Below are 15,404 nucleotides of genomic sequence, written 5' to 3' on the forward strand. Positions count from 1 at the left end.
CTGCCCTAGTGCTGCGAGGATTTCTCGCTCCCGAGCGGGGGTGACCATCACGGGGGTGGAGATCAGGGTTCTCCCTGATCCGCCGCGGCGCGCTCCATCGCAGGATCGACCCATGCCCCCTGCTCCCGCCGCCCGCTCCACCCTGCTGCGTCCCCTCGCCGTCGCCCTCGTCGGAGGGCTCGTCCTCGGCGCGCTGACCAGCTTCCTGCAGACCTGGCTGCCGTCCTCCTTGACGTCGTTCGCCAACTCCTCGGGCGGCTGGTCGATGCTCGTGTTCGCTCTGGTGCGGCTCGGCCGGGCACGCCCGGTACCGGCCGCCCTGCTCGGGCTGCTGGCGTTCTGGGCGCTGCTCGAGGGCTACGACCTCGTCACCGGCGCGCGCGGCTTCGGCTACTCGCCCCCGTTCACGGACGTCTTCTGGCTGCTCGCGGTGCCGGCCGGGCCGATCCTGGGGGCCGCCGCCGCCCTCACCCTGCACGGGACGACTCCGTGGCGGGTGCTCGCGGTCGCCCCGCTCTCGGGCGTGCTGATCGGCGAGGGGATCTGGGCGCTCGGCGCCGTCGCCGACACCACGGGCTCGGTCTACTGGTGGCTGCAGATCGTCCTCGGCACGGGCTTCCTGGTGCTCGCGGTGATCCGGAGGCGCCCCCGGCCCCTCACGGTGCTCGCCGCCCTCGCGGTCACGGCGCTGGCCGCCGCCGTCTTCCACACGGTCTACTCGATCCTGTAGCGGAGCGTCGTCGGACGCGGTGGTGCCGCGCTCGCGCTACGCGCCCATCGCCGGGCCGAGCGAGCCCCGCGGGCCCGTCTCGGCGAACTCCGCGATGCGCGTGAAGGCGAGCACCGCCTCGTTGTTGCTGATCCGGCCCGCGTCGACTCCGTCGGCGATCCGGAGCACCTCGAGCTTCCAGGTGGCGCGAGCCGCGGCGTCGAGGCCGGCGGCTCCGATCGATGTCGAGGCGCGGACGCGCGCGATGATCGTGGTGACGTGCCATCGTCGATTGCTGAAGACCACTGCTTCTCCTCTCGCTGGTTCCCGTACTCCTTCGGAGCGGCACCCCCGCCCCGATGGGCGAGCAGCTGTGGGTTTACTGTGGAGGCATGTCTCGATCCCTGCGCCTCGGTGCCACCGCCGCCCTCGCCCTCCTCCTGACCGGCTGCACCTCCGCGGGCAGCGGCTCGGACGTCGAGGAGCTCGAGGCGGCCCCGGCCGCCGGAGTGGAGATCACCGGCGACGGCTACACCTACGCCGTCCCGGACGGCTGGGACATCCCCGACACCGACCCCTCCTCGATCGGCGCGGACACCCTCGCCGCCGACCTGACCGACACCGACGGCTTCTCGGACAACGTGAACGTCGTCCTGAGCCCCGCCGGAGCCGTCACCGCCGAGCAGATCGAGTCGACCGGAGTGGACGAGCTCACCGGCGCCGGCGCGACCGACGTCGAGGTCGAGGACCGCGTCCAGGTCGCCGGCACGGAGTCGGCCCACCTGAGCGGCGCGCTGACCGCCCAGGGCGCGTCGTACAGCATCGAGCAGTACTACCTCACCCAGGACGACCAGAACTACGTCGTGACGTTCTCGTTCAGCCCGACCGTCGACGACGACGCCCGCCAGGACCTCGCTGAGTCCGTCCTCGCGTCCTGGACCTGGGCCTGATCCGCGGCTGACCCCGCCGCGCGTCAGCCGGCGAGGAGGCTGCGCGCGAAGCAGAGCGACTCGGCCGAATCGACGTACGACCCGAACAGCGGGATGCTCTCGTAGCCCTCGCGCTCGTAGAACCGGATGGCGTCGGGCTGCCGGGTGCCGGTCTCGAGGACCAGACGCTCGGCGCCGAGCTGCCGTGCGCTCGACTCCAGTGCCCGTAGCACAGCGACCGCGAGGCCGGTCCCGCGCATCCCGGGGACGACGTACATCCGCTTGATCTCGATGCCGCCGGGGCCGACGACCTCATCGGGGAGCGGGCGCAGACCCCCGCAGCCGACGGGCCTCCCCTCCGGCGTCGTGGCGAGGAGGAAGACCGGCACGTCGCCCGCCGAGGGGACGGTGCCCGGCTCGTGGTCGTCGCTGCCGTAGCGCGCATCCAGCTCACGGCGCTGCTCGCCGCGCAGCCACTCCGCGTCGGGGTGGTCGAACGGCACGGGTGTGATCTGCCAGGTCATGGTCGCCCTCCGGGGAATGGGTCCGTGCTTGCCGATAACAAGCGTTACGGTAACAGGCGTTACGCTTCTCTGCATGGCGAGAGCACGCGACGAGACGGCGATCCAGGAGAAGCTGTCGGAGGCGGTCTTCGCGACGCTCGCCGAACGCGGAGCCGTCGGACTGACCCTCCGAGCCGTCGCGGAGCGCGCCGACTGCACGACCGGCCTCGTCCTGCACACGTTCCGCGACAAGCGAGCGCTGCTCCTGCACGCCCGCGACGTCCTCCACGAGCGCACTCGTCTCCGGTTCGACGCGCTGACGACCGACGACCTCGATCCGGAGGCCGCTCTGCGTGCCGTCGCCTCTGCGGCACTTCCCACCGACCCCGCGGGGCTCGCCGAGGCGCGGGCGTGGATCGGATTCCTCTCGGCCGCGCTCAGCGACCCGATCCTCGCCGAGCGCCACGCCGTCCACAACCGAGCGTTCGTCGAGCGCCTCGAGGGGCTGCTCGAGGCGATCGACGGCCCGCGACCGGACGCTCCGGACCGAGCCGCAGCCCTCGCCTCCGCGGTGGAGGGTATCTCGACCCTCGCCGCCGGTGACGCCGACTCGTGGACGCCCGACCGTCAGCGGCGAGCGCTCGACGTCGTGCTGGCCGCGGTCCTGGGGGCGCGGTGACGCCGCAGCCGGCGCTACGGTGACCGCATGAGCGCACGAGTCCTCGCCCCCGAGCCGCCCGCCGATGGATCGAAGCCGAAGGGGCCCGCGTCGTACTTCGCGAGCATCGAGAGCACGTACGGGCGACCGATCCAGGAGTGGCTCGACCTCGCGAACGCGAAGCTCGACGAGGTCCCGCACATGCAGGTCGTGGCGTGGCTCAAGTCCGAGCACGGGATGGGCCACGGGCACGCGAACGCGGTCGTCGCGTACGTGAAGGCCGCCCGGGGCTGACGCGGCGTCCGCTTCAGGACCTGTCCGGAAGCGGCTCTTGCCTGCCGGCGCGAGCGTCGCGAGACTCTGGGTGGCACGTGCTCCGCGACCTCGGGTCGCAGGCGCGTGCGCTGACAGGAGCGACGCCGTTGACCACCATCCCGCCCGGCACCTCCGACTCGCGCAGCGCCTCCGACTCGCCCGCCACCGACACGAGCGCGCGAGTCGGTCTGCGCGCCTGGCTCCGTGGGGGCGCGTTCGGTCCGACCGAGCTGTCCCGCCGCGGCGTGCTGCTGGTCCTCGTCTCGGTCGTCCTCGTCGTCGTCCCGGTCGTCGGCCTGACGCTGATGTCGGTCGAGGTGCACCTCGCGCTCAAGGTGTCGGTGCTCGCCGTCACGGTGGTCGCCCTCGTCGGGGCGGCGCTGCGCGTCGTCGCCGATGCACGGCCGACGCCCCGGGGCGATCTCGACCGGGCCGGCAAGCTGATCGGAGCGGTCGCCGCCCTCTTCACGGCGCTCGCGGTGATCCTCGACTGGGGCGGGCTCGACCTCCTCTGACGTCCGCCGGTGCACCTCGCTGGGAGTCCGCCGGTGGCGATCGAGCGGAGGAGTGCGAGCGCACAAGGGCCTGTGCCGATGCGGGGGCACTGCGTACCGTCGCCTGCGATCGGCACCGTCCGACGAGGCACCCCACGGGTGCAGAACAGGTGACAGCACATGAGTCGCGAGAAGAACATCGCATCCCAGCAGGCGTTCGGCGAGGCGGTCAACGCCGGAGACTTCGCCGCGTTCGACGAGCTCGTCGCGCCCGATTCGGTCGACCACGACCCGGCGCCCGGCCAGGCCGCGGGGCCCGAGGGGTACGCCGCCTTCTTCGGCGAGCTGCGCACCGCGTTCCCCGACATGGCGCTCGCGGTCGAGAAGCTCGTCGCCGACGAGGACAGCGTCGCCTTCGCCTACACGCTCACCGGCACGCACACCGGCGTGTTCCAGGGCTTCGAGCCGACCGGCAGGGCCATCTCGATCCGCGGCATGCAGATCAGCAGCTTCGTCGACGGCAGGCTCGCCGAGCGCTGGGGCAGCAGCGACGAGCTCGGCATCCTGAAGCAGCTCGGTCTCGCGCCCGCGGCGTGAGCTACAGCCCGTCGACGAGGGCCGCCCGCAGCTCGGCGCTCACGTCGGCGGGCGGCTCGACCTCGACGGCGAGCGCCTGCACCGCCCGGCTGTAGAAGTTGCGGGCCGCGGCGGCCAGCGCGATGTCGACGATCTCGCGGTCGGTGAAGCCGGCCTCGCGCAGCCGGAGGCCGTCCGCCTCCGTCATGTCGGCGGCGTCCCGGCTGACCCGCTCCGCGAACTCCATCATCGCCACCTCGGCCGGAGTGAGACCGGCGCCGCGGAGGTCGCCCCGCGCGAGGCGGATCAGCTGCTCCTCCGAGAGGTAGCGCGACGCGACGCGACCGTGGGCGAGCAGGCAGTGCGCCGATCGCGCCCCGCGGGCGGCGGCGAGGGTCACGAGCTCGTAGCGACGCCGGTCCATCTGCACGGTGATCGCCCGGCTCAGCTCGTTCCAGGCGAGGAGGGCACCGGGGTTCAGGCCCAGGACCTTCGTGTGAGCCGCCACGTACCCCTGGGCGTCCACGTCGTCGGCGTAGAGCTCGGCCACCGGCCCCGCCGCCTCCGATTCGGGAACAGTCACGATGATCGACACGGTCGCTCTCCTCGTCCGTCGGAGGCGCCCCGGTGCGCCCGCGCCCTCGGATGGTAGCCCCGCGGCGGCTGCGGCGGCAGGGGCGCCGATCGGATCGGACCGCGTGGGATCCGGAGCGGTCAGACGCGCGTGACGAGCCCGTGCCCGAGCGAGGCGAGGGCCTCCTCGTTGCGGCGGTAGTGCGACCACTGGCCGATCCGCGTGCAGGTCACGAGGCCGGCCCGCTGCAGGGTCGCCATGAACTGCGAGGCCGTCGACTGCGAGACCTCGGCCCGGGCCTGGATGTGCTTCAGGCAGACACCGACCTCCTCGGCAGGCCGGTCCTGCGGCGGGAACGTCCCGGGCTCGCCGAGCCAGCCGAGGATCGCGAGCCGGGTCGGGTGGCCGAGGGCCTTGAAGGCCGCCACCATCTGCTCGTCCGTCCACTCCGTCACCGTTCGAGCATATCGGAGTATCGCGATTAACCGATGCTGTGCTACTCCTTAGATCGGTAAATCACGATTCAACGATGGAGGCGGAATGACCGAGCGGACAGCACTGGTGGTCGGGGCACGCGGAGTGATCGGGGGCAACCTGGTCGAGCACCTCGAGCGGGAGGGCGGCTGGCGCGTCATCGGGCTCTCCCGCCGCGGCGGAGTCGACGCGGGAGCCGTCCGGCACCGGTCGGTCGACCTGCTCGACCGCGCGGCGACGGCGGAGGCTCTGCGGGATCTGACGGAGGTGACCCACGTCTTCTACGCCGCCTACCAGGACCGGCCGACCTGGGCCGAGCTCGTCGAGCCGAACGTCGCGATGCTGACGAACGTCGTCGACGCGATCGAGCCCGTCGCCCCGCAGCTCGAGCACATCGGCCTGCTGCAGGGGTACAAGGTCTACGGCGCCCACCTCGGGCCCTTCGCGACGCCGGCGAAGGAGGACGATCCGCCGCACATGCCTCCCGAGTTCAATGTCGACCAGCAGCGGTTCCTCGAGCGCCGCCAGGCGGGCGCCACCTGGTCGTGGTCGGCGCTGCGCCCCTCGGTGGTCGCCGGAGTCGGGCTCGGCAACCCGATGAACCTCGCCCTGGTCATCGCGATCTACGCGTCGATCAGCAAGGAGCTCGGTGTCCCGCTGCGCTTCCCGGGCACCCCCGGCGCGTACACCTCACTGATCGAGATGACCGACGCCGACCTGCTCTCGAAGGCGATCACCTGGGCGGCCACGACTCCCGAGTCCGCGAACCAGGCCTACAACATCACCAACGGCGACCTGTTCCGCTGGTCGGCGATGTGGCCCGCCCTCGCGAGGTTCTTCGACCTCGACACCGCCCCTCCGCTGCCGATGAGCCTGACCGAGGCGATGGCCGACAAGGGGCCGCTGTGGGAGGAGATGACCCGCCGGTACGGGCTCGTCCCGACCCCGTACTCCGACGTGTCCTCGTGGCCGTTCGGCGACTTCGTCTTCGGCTGGGACTACGACGTCATCGCCGACACGTCGAAGTCGCGGCGGGCGGGCTTCCACGAGTACGTCGACACCGAGGCGATGTTCCTGCGGATCTTCCAGGACCTCCGCGACCGGCGGCTCATCCCCTGAGCGCGGAGCACCCGCTCGCGACCCGATCGGAGTGGCCTGCCCGCGCGCGGCCCCGCCTCGCTGATCGCAGTGGCAAGAGCGCAGGTGGCCCTTCCTCGCCCATCGGAGTGACCTCCTGCCTGCGGCCCTTCCTCGCTGATCGGAGTGACCTCTTGCCTGAGGTCCCTCCCTGCTGATCGAGTAGCCCGCGCAGCGGGCGTATCGAGATCCACCGGCGTCAGAACGCCGGGTCACGAGACCTGTCTGCTGACGGTCGTGGGTCTCGATACGCCCCTGCGGGGCTACTCGACCAGCATGCTCTTCTGGACTGCGGGCTCGAGCAGCATGCCTTCCTGCGCTGCGGGCTCGAGCAGCATGCTCGCTCCCCCGCGCCCGTCAGGGCTCCAGCGGCAGGAAGCGCACCGGCAGGTCGGCGACGTGCAGGTCGGAGTCGCGGAGGGCCTCCTCGATCGCGTCGTGCTCGGCGTCGGGCGCGACGATCTGCACCTTGTCGACGCCGTCGATCGGGGTGCCGCCGCCGTCGGCCCAGAAGCTGGTGACGCCGTGGTCCTCGACGAGGCGGTCGAGCACGGTGCCGTAGCGCTCCTGCTCCCCCGGCTCGACCACGAGGATGAGAGTGGCGGAGTTGACCTCGACGAGGCGGGTCGCGTCGAGCCCCGCCGCGTCGCGCAGATCCTCGGCGCGGGCGACGAGCGGCAGGAGCGTGCGGACGCCTCCCGAGGGCTCCTCGAGCGCGACGAGCGCGAGGCGGCCGTCCTCCCGGATCGCCGCCTGCAGCTCGACTCCGCGCATCGTGCTGTCGACCACGTCGAGGACGCCCTCGACGTCGAGTCCGAAGTCGGGGCAGCCGGCGGACGCGCGGGCGCCCTGCGCGGGGCTGTGCACCGAGACCGTGCTCCCGCCGTCGGTCCGAACGCGGACGGACCAGGTGACCGGGTCGGGGTACGCGGTCGTGCAGGCCACGTCGAGCAGATCAGCCAGGCCCGCCTCCTCGACGGTGAGCCCGATCCACGACGTCGGCGTGACGAAGGAGGACACCTCGACCCAGCGCTCGCTCCCGTCGACCGTCGCGCTCGGCACGGCCTCGACCTGCGCGGTGAGACGGTCGAAGCCCTCGTCGGGCCGGTCGAAGTGGGTCTCGTCGATCGCCCACGAGAACACGACCAGCGCTCCGACACCGAGGCCGGCCGCGACCACGGCGCCGAGGGTGAGCCACAGCTTCGTCGACATGACACCAGCCTCGCCCCCGAAGGGCCTCGACGGGGCGAACTCGCGGTGAACGACGCGTCCGCTTCCGGACGTGTCCTCAAGCGGATCTTGCCGCGCGGAAGTCGGATCGGGACAATCAGGGGTTCACAGAGCCCAGGAGTCGCCGTGATACCCGAGTCCCCGCCCGTCGCCCTCGCCCCGTGTCGGTGACCGAGACCGCGCAGGAGCGGCCCGCGACCGCGCGGCTCCGGCTCGGCGAATGGCTGCGCGGGGGCTCCTTCGGGCCGACCGACCTCACACGCCGCGGGTGCCTCCTGGTGCTGGTGTCGATCTTCGCGGTGCTCATCCCGGTGGGATCGCTGACGCTGATGGCGGCCGACGCGCACTTCGCGCTCAAGGTGTGGATCCTCGCCATCACGGTGATCGCCGTGCTCGGGGCGGTGCTGCGCGTGATCGCGGACGTGCGGCCGAACCCGCAGGACGACCTGGATCGGGCCGGGAAGGCGATCGGAGCGGTCGCCGCCCTCTACACGGCGCTCGCCGTGATCATCGACTGGAGCCTGCTGCACCTGTGAGGTCGCGCCCGCTCGGCGTCCGCACAGCACTGCTACGCGTCCGCCGCGGCGTCCGCTTCAGGACGTGTCCGCAAGCGGCGCTTGCCGCGGGCGATGTCGATTCAGGACACTGGATCGCGCCCGGTCGGTTCCTACCGGTCTCCCGGAGTGACCCGAACACTCTTCGGCTGATCGGCACGGCCGGGCGCTGTCCCGTCGGCCGCCCACGCCGCACCTAGCGCGAACAGGGTCGAGACGCCGTGGTGCTCCATGGCGGCGGCGACGCGCCTGCGGCCGGTGCGGGGATTGATGCCGAGGCGGTTCGAGGCCGTCTCGAGGGTGATTCCCGTCCGCATGAGGCGGAGCAGCGGGGTCCAGGGCTGCTCGACGGCGTCGATCGGAGTCGCCTGCCGCCACAGCTCCTCGAAGTACGCGCTGACCAGCCCTGCGAGCGCATGGTGCTGGACGCCCAGGACGCTCGTCGGCCGGGGCTCGCCCCACTGGAACGGCACGGCGAGGTGCTCCCCGTCGACCCAGAGCCAGCACGGCGGTGTCTCGAGGAGCCGGTACTGCACTCCGGCCCGCTGGTAGGCGTCGACGCGGGCGAGCACGCGCGGATCGCTGATCGACCCGGCCGGGATGATGACGCGCACCCGGTCCTTCGCCACGAGAGCCTGCCCGAAGCGCTGGGCGCGCTCGGTGGGCGGGTCGAGGAACCGCTGGACGTCGGGGAGGACGGCGTCGAGCGTTCCGGAGTCGCGGCGGACGAGATCGAACCAGAGGTCCTCGGAGGCGTGGGTCCCGTGCCGCAGGAGGGTCGGCACCAGATCGGCGGAGGACTCGCCGACCGCCCACGCGCCGAGCAGCGACGGCAGCTCCGCGATGATGCGCTCGATGCCGTCCATCGACCCGCGGGTGACAGCTCGCGCGGCCTCGGTGTGCCGGGCGATCGCCTCCGACGCCCACTCCGCGGGAGGGATGTAGACGAGCGCGTCTCCCTCGCCGCGCACGAGGCCCCGCTCGCGGAGGCGGGCGACGGCCGCGCGCAGGTCGACCGTGTCGAGGTCGGTCAGCACCGACGCCTCGGCGATCGTGCCCGGGCGGCCGCGGTGCAGCGCCGCGAGCAGTGTCTCGTCGTCCATGCGTCTCCCGTGAGGTGAGGGGCTCAGGGACGACAGTGCCCGCTCGGGGGCGGCGGGGCAAAGCCCCGCATTGACGCTGGCGGAGGGACGGGCGCGTCGAGTAGGGGCGGCCCGCCCCTCGCTGATCGATCCGTCGGAGAAGCCCCGTGTCGCGGACTCGGACGGGTCGTCGGCGACGGATGGATCCGTGGGCTGCCGGGACTCCTAGCTCAGGGTGTGCGCGTGGTCCGGCACGGTGCGGAACCGGTCGCGCGCCGGGCGCTCGTAGGTGTCGGCGGTCGGGCGGGGCGGGATCTCGATCGGCTCGGGGTCGCGGTGCTCGTAGGGGATCTGCGAGAGCAGGTGCGTGATCGCGTTCAGCCGCGAGGAGCGCTTGTCGTCGCTCGGGATGGTCCACCAGGGGGCGTCGGCGTGGTCGGTCGCCTCGAACATCTCGTCCTTGGCCCGCGAGTAGTCCTCCCAGCGGGTGATCGACTGCAGGTCGGTGTCCGAGAGCTTCCAGCGCCGCATCGGATCCTCCAGGCGCGAGCGGAAGCGCTCCTCCTGCACGTCGTCGGACACCGAGAACCAGTACTTGATCAGGATGATGCCGTCCTCGACGAGCATCCGCTCGACCACGGGAGCCTGACGCAGGAACAGCCGGTACTGCTCGGGCGTGCAGTAGCCCATCACCCGCTCGACCCCGGCGCGGTTGTACCAGGAGCGGTCCATCAGCACGATCTCGCCGGTGGTCGGCAGGCGCTCGAGGTAGCGCTGGAAGTACCACTGGCCCTTCTCGCGCTCGCTCGGCGTCGGCAGCGCGACCACGCGCGCCGCCCGCGGGTTGAGGTACTGCATGATCCGCTTGATCGCCCCGCCCTTGCCCGCGGCGTCGCGGCCCTCGAAGACGACGACGACACGGGCGCCGGTCTCGATGACCCAGCGCTGCATGGTGACCAGCTCGATCTGCAGGCGCTCGAGCTCGGCCTCGTAGAGCGTCTTGCGGATGCGGTGCACGTGCGTGCTCGACTTCGTGCTCGACTTCGACATCCCGCGACGGTACGCCCGGGCGTCTCCGCTGTCAGGGGGGTAGTGCGGAGGCGGCCGTGCCTGCACCGCTGAGCGACCCCGCCCTCAGACCAGCCGCTCGCCCGCCGCCCAGACCTGCACGACCGAGTGGTCGGGCGCGATCGCCACGACGTCGGCCGCGAAGCCCGGCGCGAGGCGGCCGAGGCGGTCGTCGAGGCCGAGCGCCCTGGCCGGAGTCTCGGTGAGGGCGGCGACCGCCTCCTGCCGGCCGAGGCCGACCTGCTCGATCGCGATCCGGAGCGCCGCGTCCTGGGTGAGCGTCGAGCCGGCGATCGTGCCGGTCCCCTCGATCCGCGCGACGCCGTCGACGACGCTCACGGCGAGGGAGCCGAGGCGGTAGGCGCCGTCGGCGGATCCCGCGGCGGCCATCGCGTCGGTGATCAGCGCGACCCGGCCGGGGGCGGCCCCGAAGAGGGTCCGCGCGACGGGAGGCGCCACGTGGACGCCGTCGAGGATGAGCTCGAGCGTGATCCGCTCGTCCTCCGCGGCCGCGACGACCGGGCCCGGCTCGCGGTGGTGGATGCCGGGCATGGCGTTGAAGGCGTGCGTGAGCACCGTCGCTCCCGCCGCGAACGCCTCGCGGGTGAGCGCGTACGACGCGCCGGTGTGGCCGACGGCGGCCACGACGCCTCCGTCGACGATGCGCCGGATCGCGTCGAGCCCGCCCTCGAGCTCGGGCGCCACCGTGATCTGGCGGAGCACCCCGTCCCCGCTCGCGAGCAGGGCCGCGACGTGCTCGAGTGTCGGCGCGAGGAGGCTCTGCGGATCGTGGGCGCCGTGGTTGCCGGGCGAGAGGAACGGACCCTCGAGGTGCGCGCCGAGGATCAGCGGATCGCGGGTCATCGCCGCGCGGATGGTGGCGAGCGAGCGCTCCAGGGCGGGGAGCGGGTTCGCGACGAGGCTGAGCACCGAGCGGGTGGTGCCGTGCCGGCGGTGCAGAGCGAGGGCGGCGGCGATCTCATCGGGTCCGTCGTCGAACGATCCGTGCGCGCCGCCGTGGCCGTGCAGGTCGATGAAGCCGGGGACGAGCGTCGCCTCCCCCGCGTCGACGACGAGATCGGCCGCCGGGGCGCCGGGCCCCGAGCCGACCGCGCCGATGCGCTCGCCGTCGAGGAGGATCCAGGCGTCGCGGGCGTCCGTCCGCGCGTCGACCGCGCGCGCGCCGCGCAGCAGGACGGTGCTCATGCGGGCGCCGATCCGGTGAGCGACGGGCGGGCGCGGAGCCGCGGAAGCGAAGTCGTCCATGCCCCCATCCTCGCGCGCCCACCGGAACCGACGCTCGAGGGGGAGGCGGAATGCGGGTCGGGGCGAGGCGGCACCGCGGTGCGGGGCGGCGCAATACGACGGTGCGACGCCGGTCATCACGGCGAAACGCGAGGCGGGTTGACTGGGCTCACACCACGCCGAGGAGACCGCATGACCCGCGAGAGCAGCACCCCGACCGCCATCAGCGGAGTCGTCGTCCCCGGCGACCAGCGCGGCCGCCTCCTCGGCTTCCCGACGGCCAACCTGCCGCTCGCCGACGGCGGCGTCTCGGACGGCGTGTACGCCGGCACGGTGATCGACGCGACCGACGGCTCCGAGCACCTCGCCGCCGTCTCGATCGGCCGCCGCGCGAGCTTCTACGGCCGCGACGGCGTCCGCCTCCTCGAGGCGCACCTCCTCGACTTCGCGGGTGACCTGTACGGACACGCGATCACCGTCGAGCTGCACGCGAAGCTGCGCCCGCAGCGGCGCTACCGCGGGGCCGAGGCGCTCGTCGAGCAGCTGCAGCGCGACGTCGCCGCGACGCGCACCTGGGCCCGCGAGGAGTCCCGGCCCGACGCCGCAGGTCCCGAGCACCGCGGGCGCAGGCACCCCGTCGGCGCGCGCCGCCCCCGCGACGCGGAGTCCGCCGGCCGCCGCACCGCCGAGCGGCTCGCCGCCCTCGCCGGCTCGATCGACGGCGAGGCGACCCACGAGAGCGTCGCCGAGCGCAGCCGCCTCCCGCTCGACTACCTCCGCTGGGCCTACCCGAGCACGCAGGAGCTCCAGTCGGCCGTGCGGTCGGAGCGCGCACCCGAGAGCTGACGCGGGCGGCTGTAACCCAGGGTTTACGCGACACGCGATCAGGGCCTCAGAAGCCCACCTACGGTGGGTATTCGGGGCCGACCGCCCCCCGAGGAGGCACACGATGGACGACGACTTCGAGCTCGCGGAGGCCCTCGGCCGCGCCCGCGAGGGCAGCCAGCGCCGCATCCGCGAGCTCCTGCAGAGCAGCCCCCGCCGCGCCCACGCCCTGCTGCGCGCCAGCATCCGCCGCGGTCTGATCACCGAGAAGGACCTGGTCGAGGAGCACGACCTCGTCATGTCGATGATGATGAGCCGCAACTCCATCCGCAGCGCCCTGCAGCAGCTCGGCTCGGAGGGACTCATCCGCCGCCGGCAGCGCATCGGCACCAACGTCGTCGGCAGCATCTGGGAGCTCCCCCTCCTCTCCCTCCTGCCCACGAGCGGCTGGGTGCTGGGCTCCGACTCGGTGCAGCACCCGGGCGGTCTCGAGATGACGTGCGAGGTCACCGACGTCAGCGAGGTGATCGCCCACCGCCACATCCGCGAGCGCCTCGAGCTCGACGGCGACCGCGTCGTGATGGCCGAGCAGCTCGTGACGATCGAGGGCGTCCCCGCGGGGATCATCGTCGGCTACCACCCGATCGCGGGCACGACGCCGCCCGGTGCGCGTCCGGATCCGCTCCCCTTCATCGACTCGGTCCGCGCGGCCCCCGGCAACCAGGTCGAGGCCACGGTCGAGGCGGTCAACGCCGACGAGCGCACGGCGCGGATCCTCGGCCTCAAGGAGGGCGCCGCGATCCTCACCCGCGAGACCCTCGTCCGCGACGCGGCCGGCGTGCCGCAGATCCTCGCCTACGGCCACTACCGCGGTGATCGCGTCGCGCTCTGGGCCGAGGACCCGGATGTGGAGGCGATGCGCTTCACCGCCCCTCCCGTCGCACAGCGCGCCGCCGACACCGCACCGGCGAATTGACGGCCACGGCACTCGAAGAGCCAGGTCAGCGCCCTTTTCCGCGTCGATGACGCGATGCGCAATCAGGTGTTGACGGCGACGACCCCCTCCCGAAATACCCACCGGCTGTACTGATCACGTCCCGACAGCACCGGTCGCGCTCCTGCGCGCACCCCCAGCACGAGGAGAGCGATCATGGTCCGCTTCGTCACACGACGGCTCGTCCAGGGCCTCGTCACGGTCTTCGGAGTCGTGACCGTCGCGTTCTTCCTCGTGCGCCTCTCGGGGAACCCGGCGGCGCTCCTGCTCGGGCCAGAGGCGTCGCAGGAGGACATCGCGCGCCTCTCGGCGAGCCTCGGCTTCGACCAGCCCCTTCTCTTCCAGTACACGGGATTCCTCGCGCGGGCCTTCACCGGTGACTTCGGCGACTCGCTGCGCCAGGGCACGCCCTCGCTCGAGCTCGTGCTGCAGCGGATGCCCGCGACCCTCCAGCTGGCCCTGACGAGCTTCGTGCTCGGCCTCGTGCTGGCGTTCGCGGTCGTGCTGATCCTGCAGCTGTCGGACTCGTCGCGGCTGCGGAACGCGGTGCTCTGGTTCGCCAGTGCCCGCCAGGCGATCCCGTCGTTCTGGTTCGGGATCCTGCTGGTGATGGTCTTCGCGGTGAGCCTCGGGGTCCTCCCCGCGCTCGGCAACAACTCGCCGCTGTCGATCGTCCTGCCCGCGGTGACGATCGCGACCCTCGAGCTCGCGCTCTACATCCGCCTGCTCGACACCGGCTTCGCCGATCAGTACCGGATGGACTACGTGCGCACCGCCTACGCGAAGGGGCAGCGGCGCAGCATCGTCATCCTGCGGCACATGCTCCCGAACGCGCTGCTCCCGGTGATCACGGTCGCGGGCCTCAATCTCGGCGCCCTGCTGGGCGGCACCGTCGTCGTCGAGCTGGTCTTCAACTGGCCCGGAGTCGGGCAGCTGCTCATGCAGTCGATCTCGGCCCGCGACTACACCGTCGTGCAGTCGGCGATCCTCGTCATCGCCGTGTTCTTCGTGCTCGTCAACGTCGTCGTCGACCTCCTCTACGCCGCCCTCGACCCGAGAGTGAGACTCCAGTGAGCCCCCGCGTCCCTCCGCAGCCCGCCACCACCGACGTGCGCGAGCCGATCGCGGTGCCGACCCCCGCCTCCGCCCGCACCTCGACGCAGGCGCTCGCGATCCAGCGGGTCCGGTGGCTGTTCCGCCGCCCGCAGCCCGGCTCGTCGCAGACTCCGCTGAGCGCGTCGTTCTACGTCGCCACCGCGCTCGTCGCCCTCGTGGTCCTCACGATCGTGCTCGTGCCGCTGCTGCCGTTCTTCGACCCCGACACCCAGGATCTGCGCGGGCGCTTCCTGCTGCCGCTCGCCGACCCGGCGCACCTGCTCGGCACCGACGCGCTCGGCCGCGACATGCTCTCGCGCCTCGCCGTCGCGGGCCGGGTGTCGCTGTCGATCGCGGTGCCGGCGGTGGCGCTCAACCTGCTGATCGGCGTGACGCTCGGCCTCATCGCCGGCTACTTCGGCGGGCGGCTCGACACCGTCATCTCGGCGCTGTCCGACATCCAGCTCGCGATCCCGATCATGCTGCTGCTGATCGCCATCGTCTCGGCGATCGGCCCGAGCGTGCTGACGCTGATCGTGGTGATCGGAGTCGCCAACTGGGTCGGCTACGCCCGCGTCGCCCGGGCGACCGCCTGGTCGCTCCGCGAGCGCGAGTTCATCTGGGCGCCGAAGACGCACGGAGCGACCCACGGCTGGATCCTGCGCAAGCACCTCGTGCCCAACGTGATCCCCGCGCTCGCGGTGCTCGTGCCGTTCGACCTCGGTGTGATCGTGCTGCTCGAGGCGGCGCTGTCGTTCCTCGGCCTCGGCATCCAGGCGCCCACCCCCAGCTGGGGCGGGATGATCGAGGAGGGTCAGACCTACCTCCGCGACAGCCCGATGATCACGATCCTCCCCGGCCTGATGCTCTTCATGCTCGTCGCCGGGCTCCAGTTCATGAGCCAGCGCCTCACCGGCGTCCAGTCGCAGAAGGCGGAGTAGC

The 15,404-nt window shown here is 72.4% G+C and carries 20 protein-coding genes; 12 read left to right on the forward strand and 8 right to left on the reverse strand.

Annotation, left to right across the window (positions count from 1 at the left end; all coding sequences use genetic code 11):
* The first annotated feature begins 112 nt into the window (after positions 1-112).
* Positions 113-730, forward strand: a complete 618-nt coding sequence (locus GRS92_RS02990; RefSeq protein ID WP_159853088.1) for a DUF6518 family protein — start codon at positions 113-115, stop codon at positions 728-730.
* A 36-nt stretch (positions 731-766) separates the two neighbouring features.
* Here GRS92_RS02990 and GRS92_RS02995 read toward each other — a convergent pair whose 3' ends face one another.
* Positions 767-1,015 carry a hypothetical protein gene (locus tag GRS92_RS02995; RefSeq protein ID WP_159853089.1) on the reverse strand — a complete coding sequence of 83 codons (249 nt, stop codon included), beginning with the start codon at positions 1,013-1,015 and terminating at the stop codon, positions 767-769.
* A gap of 86 nt (positions 1,016-1,101) precedes the next feature.
* Between GRS92_RS02995 and GRS92_RS03000 the strand changes: the two genes are divergently transcribed.
* Positions 1,102-1,659: a hypothetical protein gene (locus GRS92_RS03000; RefSeq protein ID WP_159853090.1), complete on the forward strand. Its 558-nt coding sequence runs from the start codon at positions 1,102-1,104 to the stop codon at positions 1,657-1,659.
* A gap of 23 nt (positions 1,660-1,682) precedes the next feature.
* Here GRS92_RS03000 and GRS92_RS03005 read toward each other — a convergent pair whose 3' ends face one another.
* A complete protein-coding gene (locus GRS92_RS03005; protein WP_159853092.1) occupies positions 1,683-2,162 on the reverse strand; it encodes a GNAT family N-acetyltransferase in 480 nt (159 codons plus the stop codon).
* A gap of 73 nt (positions 2,163-2,235) precedes the next feature.
* Here GRS92_RS03005 and GRS92_RS03010 point away from each other — a divergent pair, with 73 nt between their 5' ends.
* The 4 genes from GRS92_RS03010 (at position 2,236) to GRS92_RS03025 (ending at position 4,205) form a co-directional block, all read left to right on the forward strand.
* Positions 2,236-2,820: a TetR/AcrR family transcriptional regulator gene (locus GRS92_RS03010; RefSeq protein ID WP_159853094.1), complete on the forward strand. Its 585-nt coding sequence runs from the start codon at positions 2,236-2,238 to the stop codon at positions 2,818-2,820.
* A 27-nt stretch (positions 2,821-2,847) separates the two neighbouring features.
* Entirely contained in the window at positions 2,848-3,093 is a 246-nt protein-coding gene (locus GRS92_RS03015; protein WP_159853096.1) for a DUF4287 domain-containing protein, read from the forward strand.
* A 128-nt stretch (positions 3,094-3,221) separates the two neighbouring features.
* Positions 3,222-3,629, forward strand: a complete 408-nt coding sequence (locus GRS92_RS03020) for a hypothetical protein (RefSeq protein ID WP_159853098.1) — start codon at positions 3,222-3,224, stop codon at positions 3,627-3,629.
* A 159-nt stretch (positions 3,630-3,788) separates the two neighbouring features.
* The gene (locus tag GRS92_RS03025; protein ID WP_159853100.1) at positions 3,789-4,205 is read left to right on the forward strand and encodes an ester cyclase; all 417 of its coding nucleotides are present in this window, start codon (positions 3,789-3,791) and stop codon (positions 4,203-4,205) included.
* A 1-nt stretch (position 4,206) separates the two neighbouring features.
* On the opposite strand, the gene GRS92_RS03030 is transcribed toward GRS92_RS03025, so the two are convergent.
* A complete protein-coding gene (locus GRS92_RS03030; RefSeq protein ID WP_159853102.1) occupies positions 4,207-4,779 on the reverse strand; it encodes a carboxymuconolactone decarboxylase family protein in 573 nt (190 codons plus the stop codon).
* 119 nt (positions 4,780-4,898) lie between these two features.
* Entirely contained in the window at positions 4,899-5,213 is a 315-nt protein-coding gene (locus GRS92_RS03035; RefSeq protein WP_235021782.1) for an ArsR/SmtB family transcription factor, read from the reverse strand.
* 85 nt (positions 5,214-5,298) lie between these two features.
* Between GRS92_RS03035 and GRS92_RS03040 the strand changes: the two genes are divergently transcribed.
* Positions 5,299-6,351, forward strand: a complete 1,053-nt coding sequence (locus GRS92_RS03040; protein ID WP_159853104.1) for an SDR family oxidoreductase — start codon at positions 5,299-5,301, stop codon at positions 6,349-6,351.
* Positions 6,352-6,726: 375 nt separating this feature from the next.
* Here the strand turns inward: GRS92_RS03040 and GRS92_RS03045 are convergent, their stop codons facing one another.
* On the reverse strand, positions 6,727-7,581 hold the full coding sequence (locus GRS92_RS03045) for a hypothetical protein (RefSeq protein WP_159853106.1): 855 nt from the start codon (positions 7,579-7,581) through the stop codon (positions 6,727-6,729).
* A gap of 179 nt (positions 7,582-7,760) precedes the next feature.
* Here GRS92_RS03045 and GRS92_RS03050 point away from each other — a divergent pair, with 179 nt between their 5' ends.
* Entirely contained in the window at positions 7,761-8,135 is a 375-nt protein-coding gene (locus tag GRS92_RS03050) for a hypothetical protein (RefSeq protein WP_159853107.1), read from the forward strand.
* Positions 8,136-8,266: 131 nt separating this feature from the next.
* Here the strand turns inward: GRS92_RS03050 and GRS92_RS03055 are convergent, their stop codons facing one another.
* The 3 genes from GRS92_RS03055 to GRS92_RS03065 form a co-directional block, all read right to left on the reverse strand.
* Complete coding sequence (locus GRS92_RS03055) at positions 8,267-9,256, reverse strand: hypothetical protein (protein ID WP_159853109.1); 990 nt, start codon at positions 9,254-9,256, stop codon at positions 8,267-8,269.
* Positions 9,257-9,460: 204 nt separating this feature from the next.
* Positions 9,461-10,285 carry a polyphosphate kinase 2 gene (gene ppk2 / locus GRS92_RS03060; RefSeq protein ID WP_159853111.1) on the reverse strand — a complete coding sequence of 275 codons (825 nt, stop codon included), beginning with the start codon at positions 10,283-10,285 and terminating at the stop codon, positions 9,461-9,463.
* Between the two features lie 84 nt (positions 10,286-10,369).
* The gene (locus GRS92_RS03065; protein WP_159853303.1) at positions 10,370-11,509 is read right to left on the reverse strand and encodes an N-acetylglucosamine-6-phosphate deacetylase; all 1,140 of its coding nucleotides are present in this window, start codon (positions 11,507-11,509) and stop codon (positions 10,370-10,372) included.
* 231 nt (positions 11,510-11,740) lie between these two features.
* Between GRS92_RS03065 and GRS92_RS03070 the strand changes: the two genes are divergently transcribed.
* The 4 genes from GRS92_RS03070 (at position 11,741) to GRS92_RS03090 (ending at position 15,403) form a co-directional block, all read left to right on the forward strand.
* Positions 11,741-12,394, forward strand: a complete 654-nt coding sequence (locus GRS92_RS03070) for a riboflavin kinase (protein WP_159853113.1) — start codon at positions 11,741-11,743, stop codon at positions 12,392-12,394.
* Positions 12,395-12,497: 103 nt separating this feature from the next.
* On the forward strand, positions 12,498-13,349 hold the full coding sequence (locus GRS92_RS03075) for a GntR family transcriptional regulator (protein ID WP_159853115.1): 852 nt from the start codon (positions 12,498-12,500) through the stop codon (positions 13,347-13,349).
* Positions 13,350-13,523: 174 nt separating this feature from the next.
* Positions 13,524-14,441, forward strand: coding sequence for an ABC transporter permease (locus GRS92_RS03080; RefSeq protein ID WP_159853117.1), 918 nt, complete (start codon positions 13,524-13,526; stop codon positions 14,439-14,441).
* Positions 14,438-15,403 carry an ABC transporter permease gene (locus tag GRS92_RS03090; protein WP_204162002.1) on the forward strand — a complete coding sequence of 322 codons (966 nt, stop codon included), beginning with the start codon at positions 14,438-14,440 and terminating at the stop codon, positions 15,401-15,403. The genes GRS92_RS03080 and GRS92_RS03090 overlap by 4 nt, the downstream gene beginning before the upstream one ends.
* The last annotated feature ends 1 nt before the right edge of the window (position 15,404 follow it).

Source organism: Rathayibacter sp. VKM Ac-2754, assembly GCF_009807095.1.
GTDB lineage: Bacteria > Actinomycetota > Actinomycetes > Actinomycetales > Microbacteriaceae > Rathayibacter.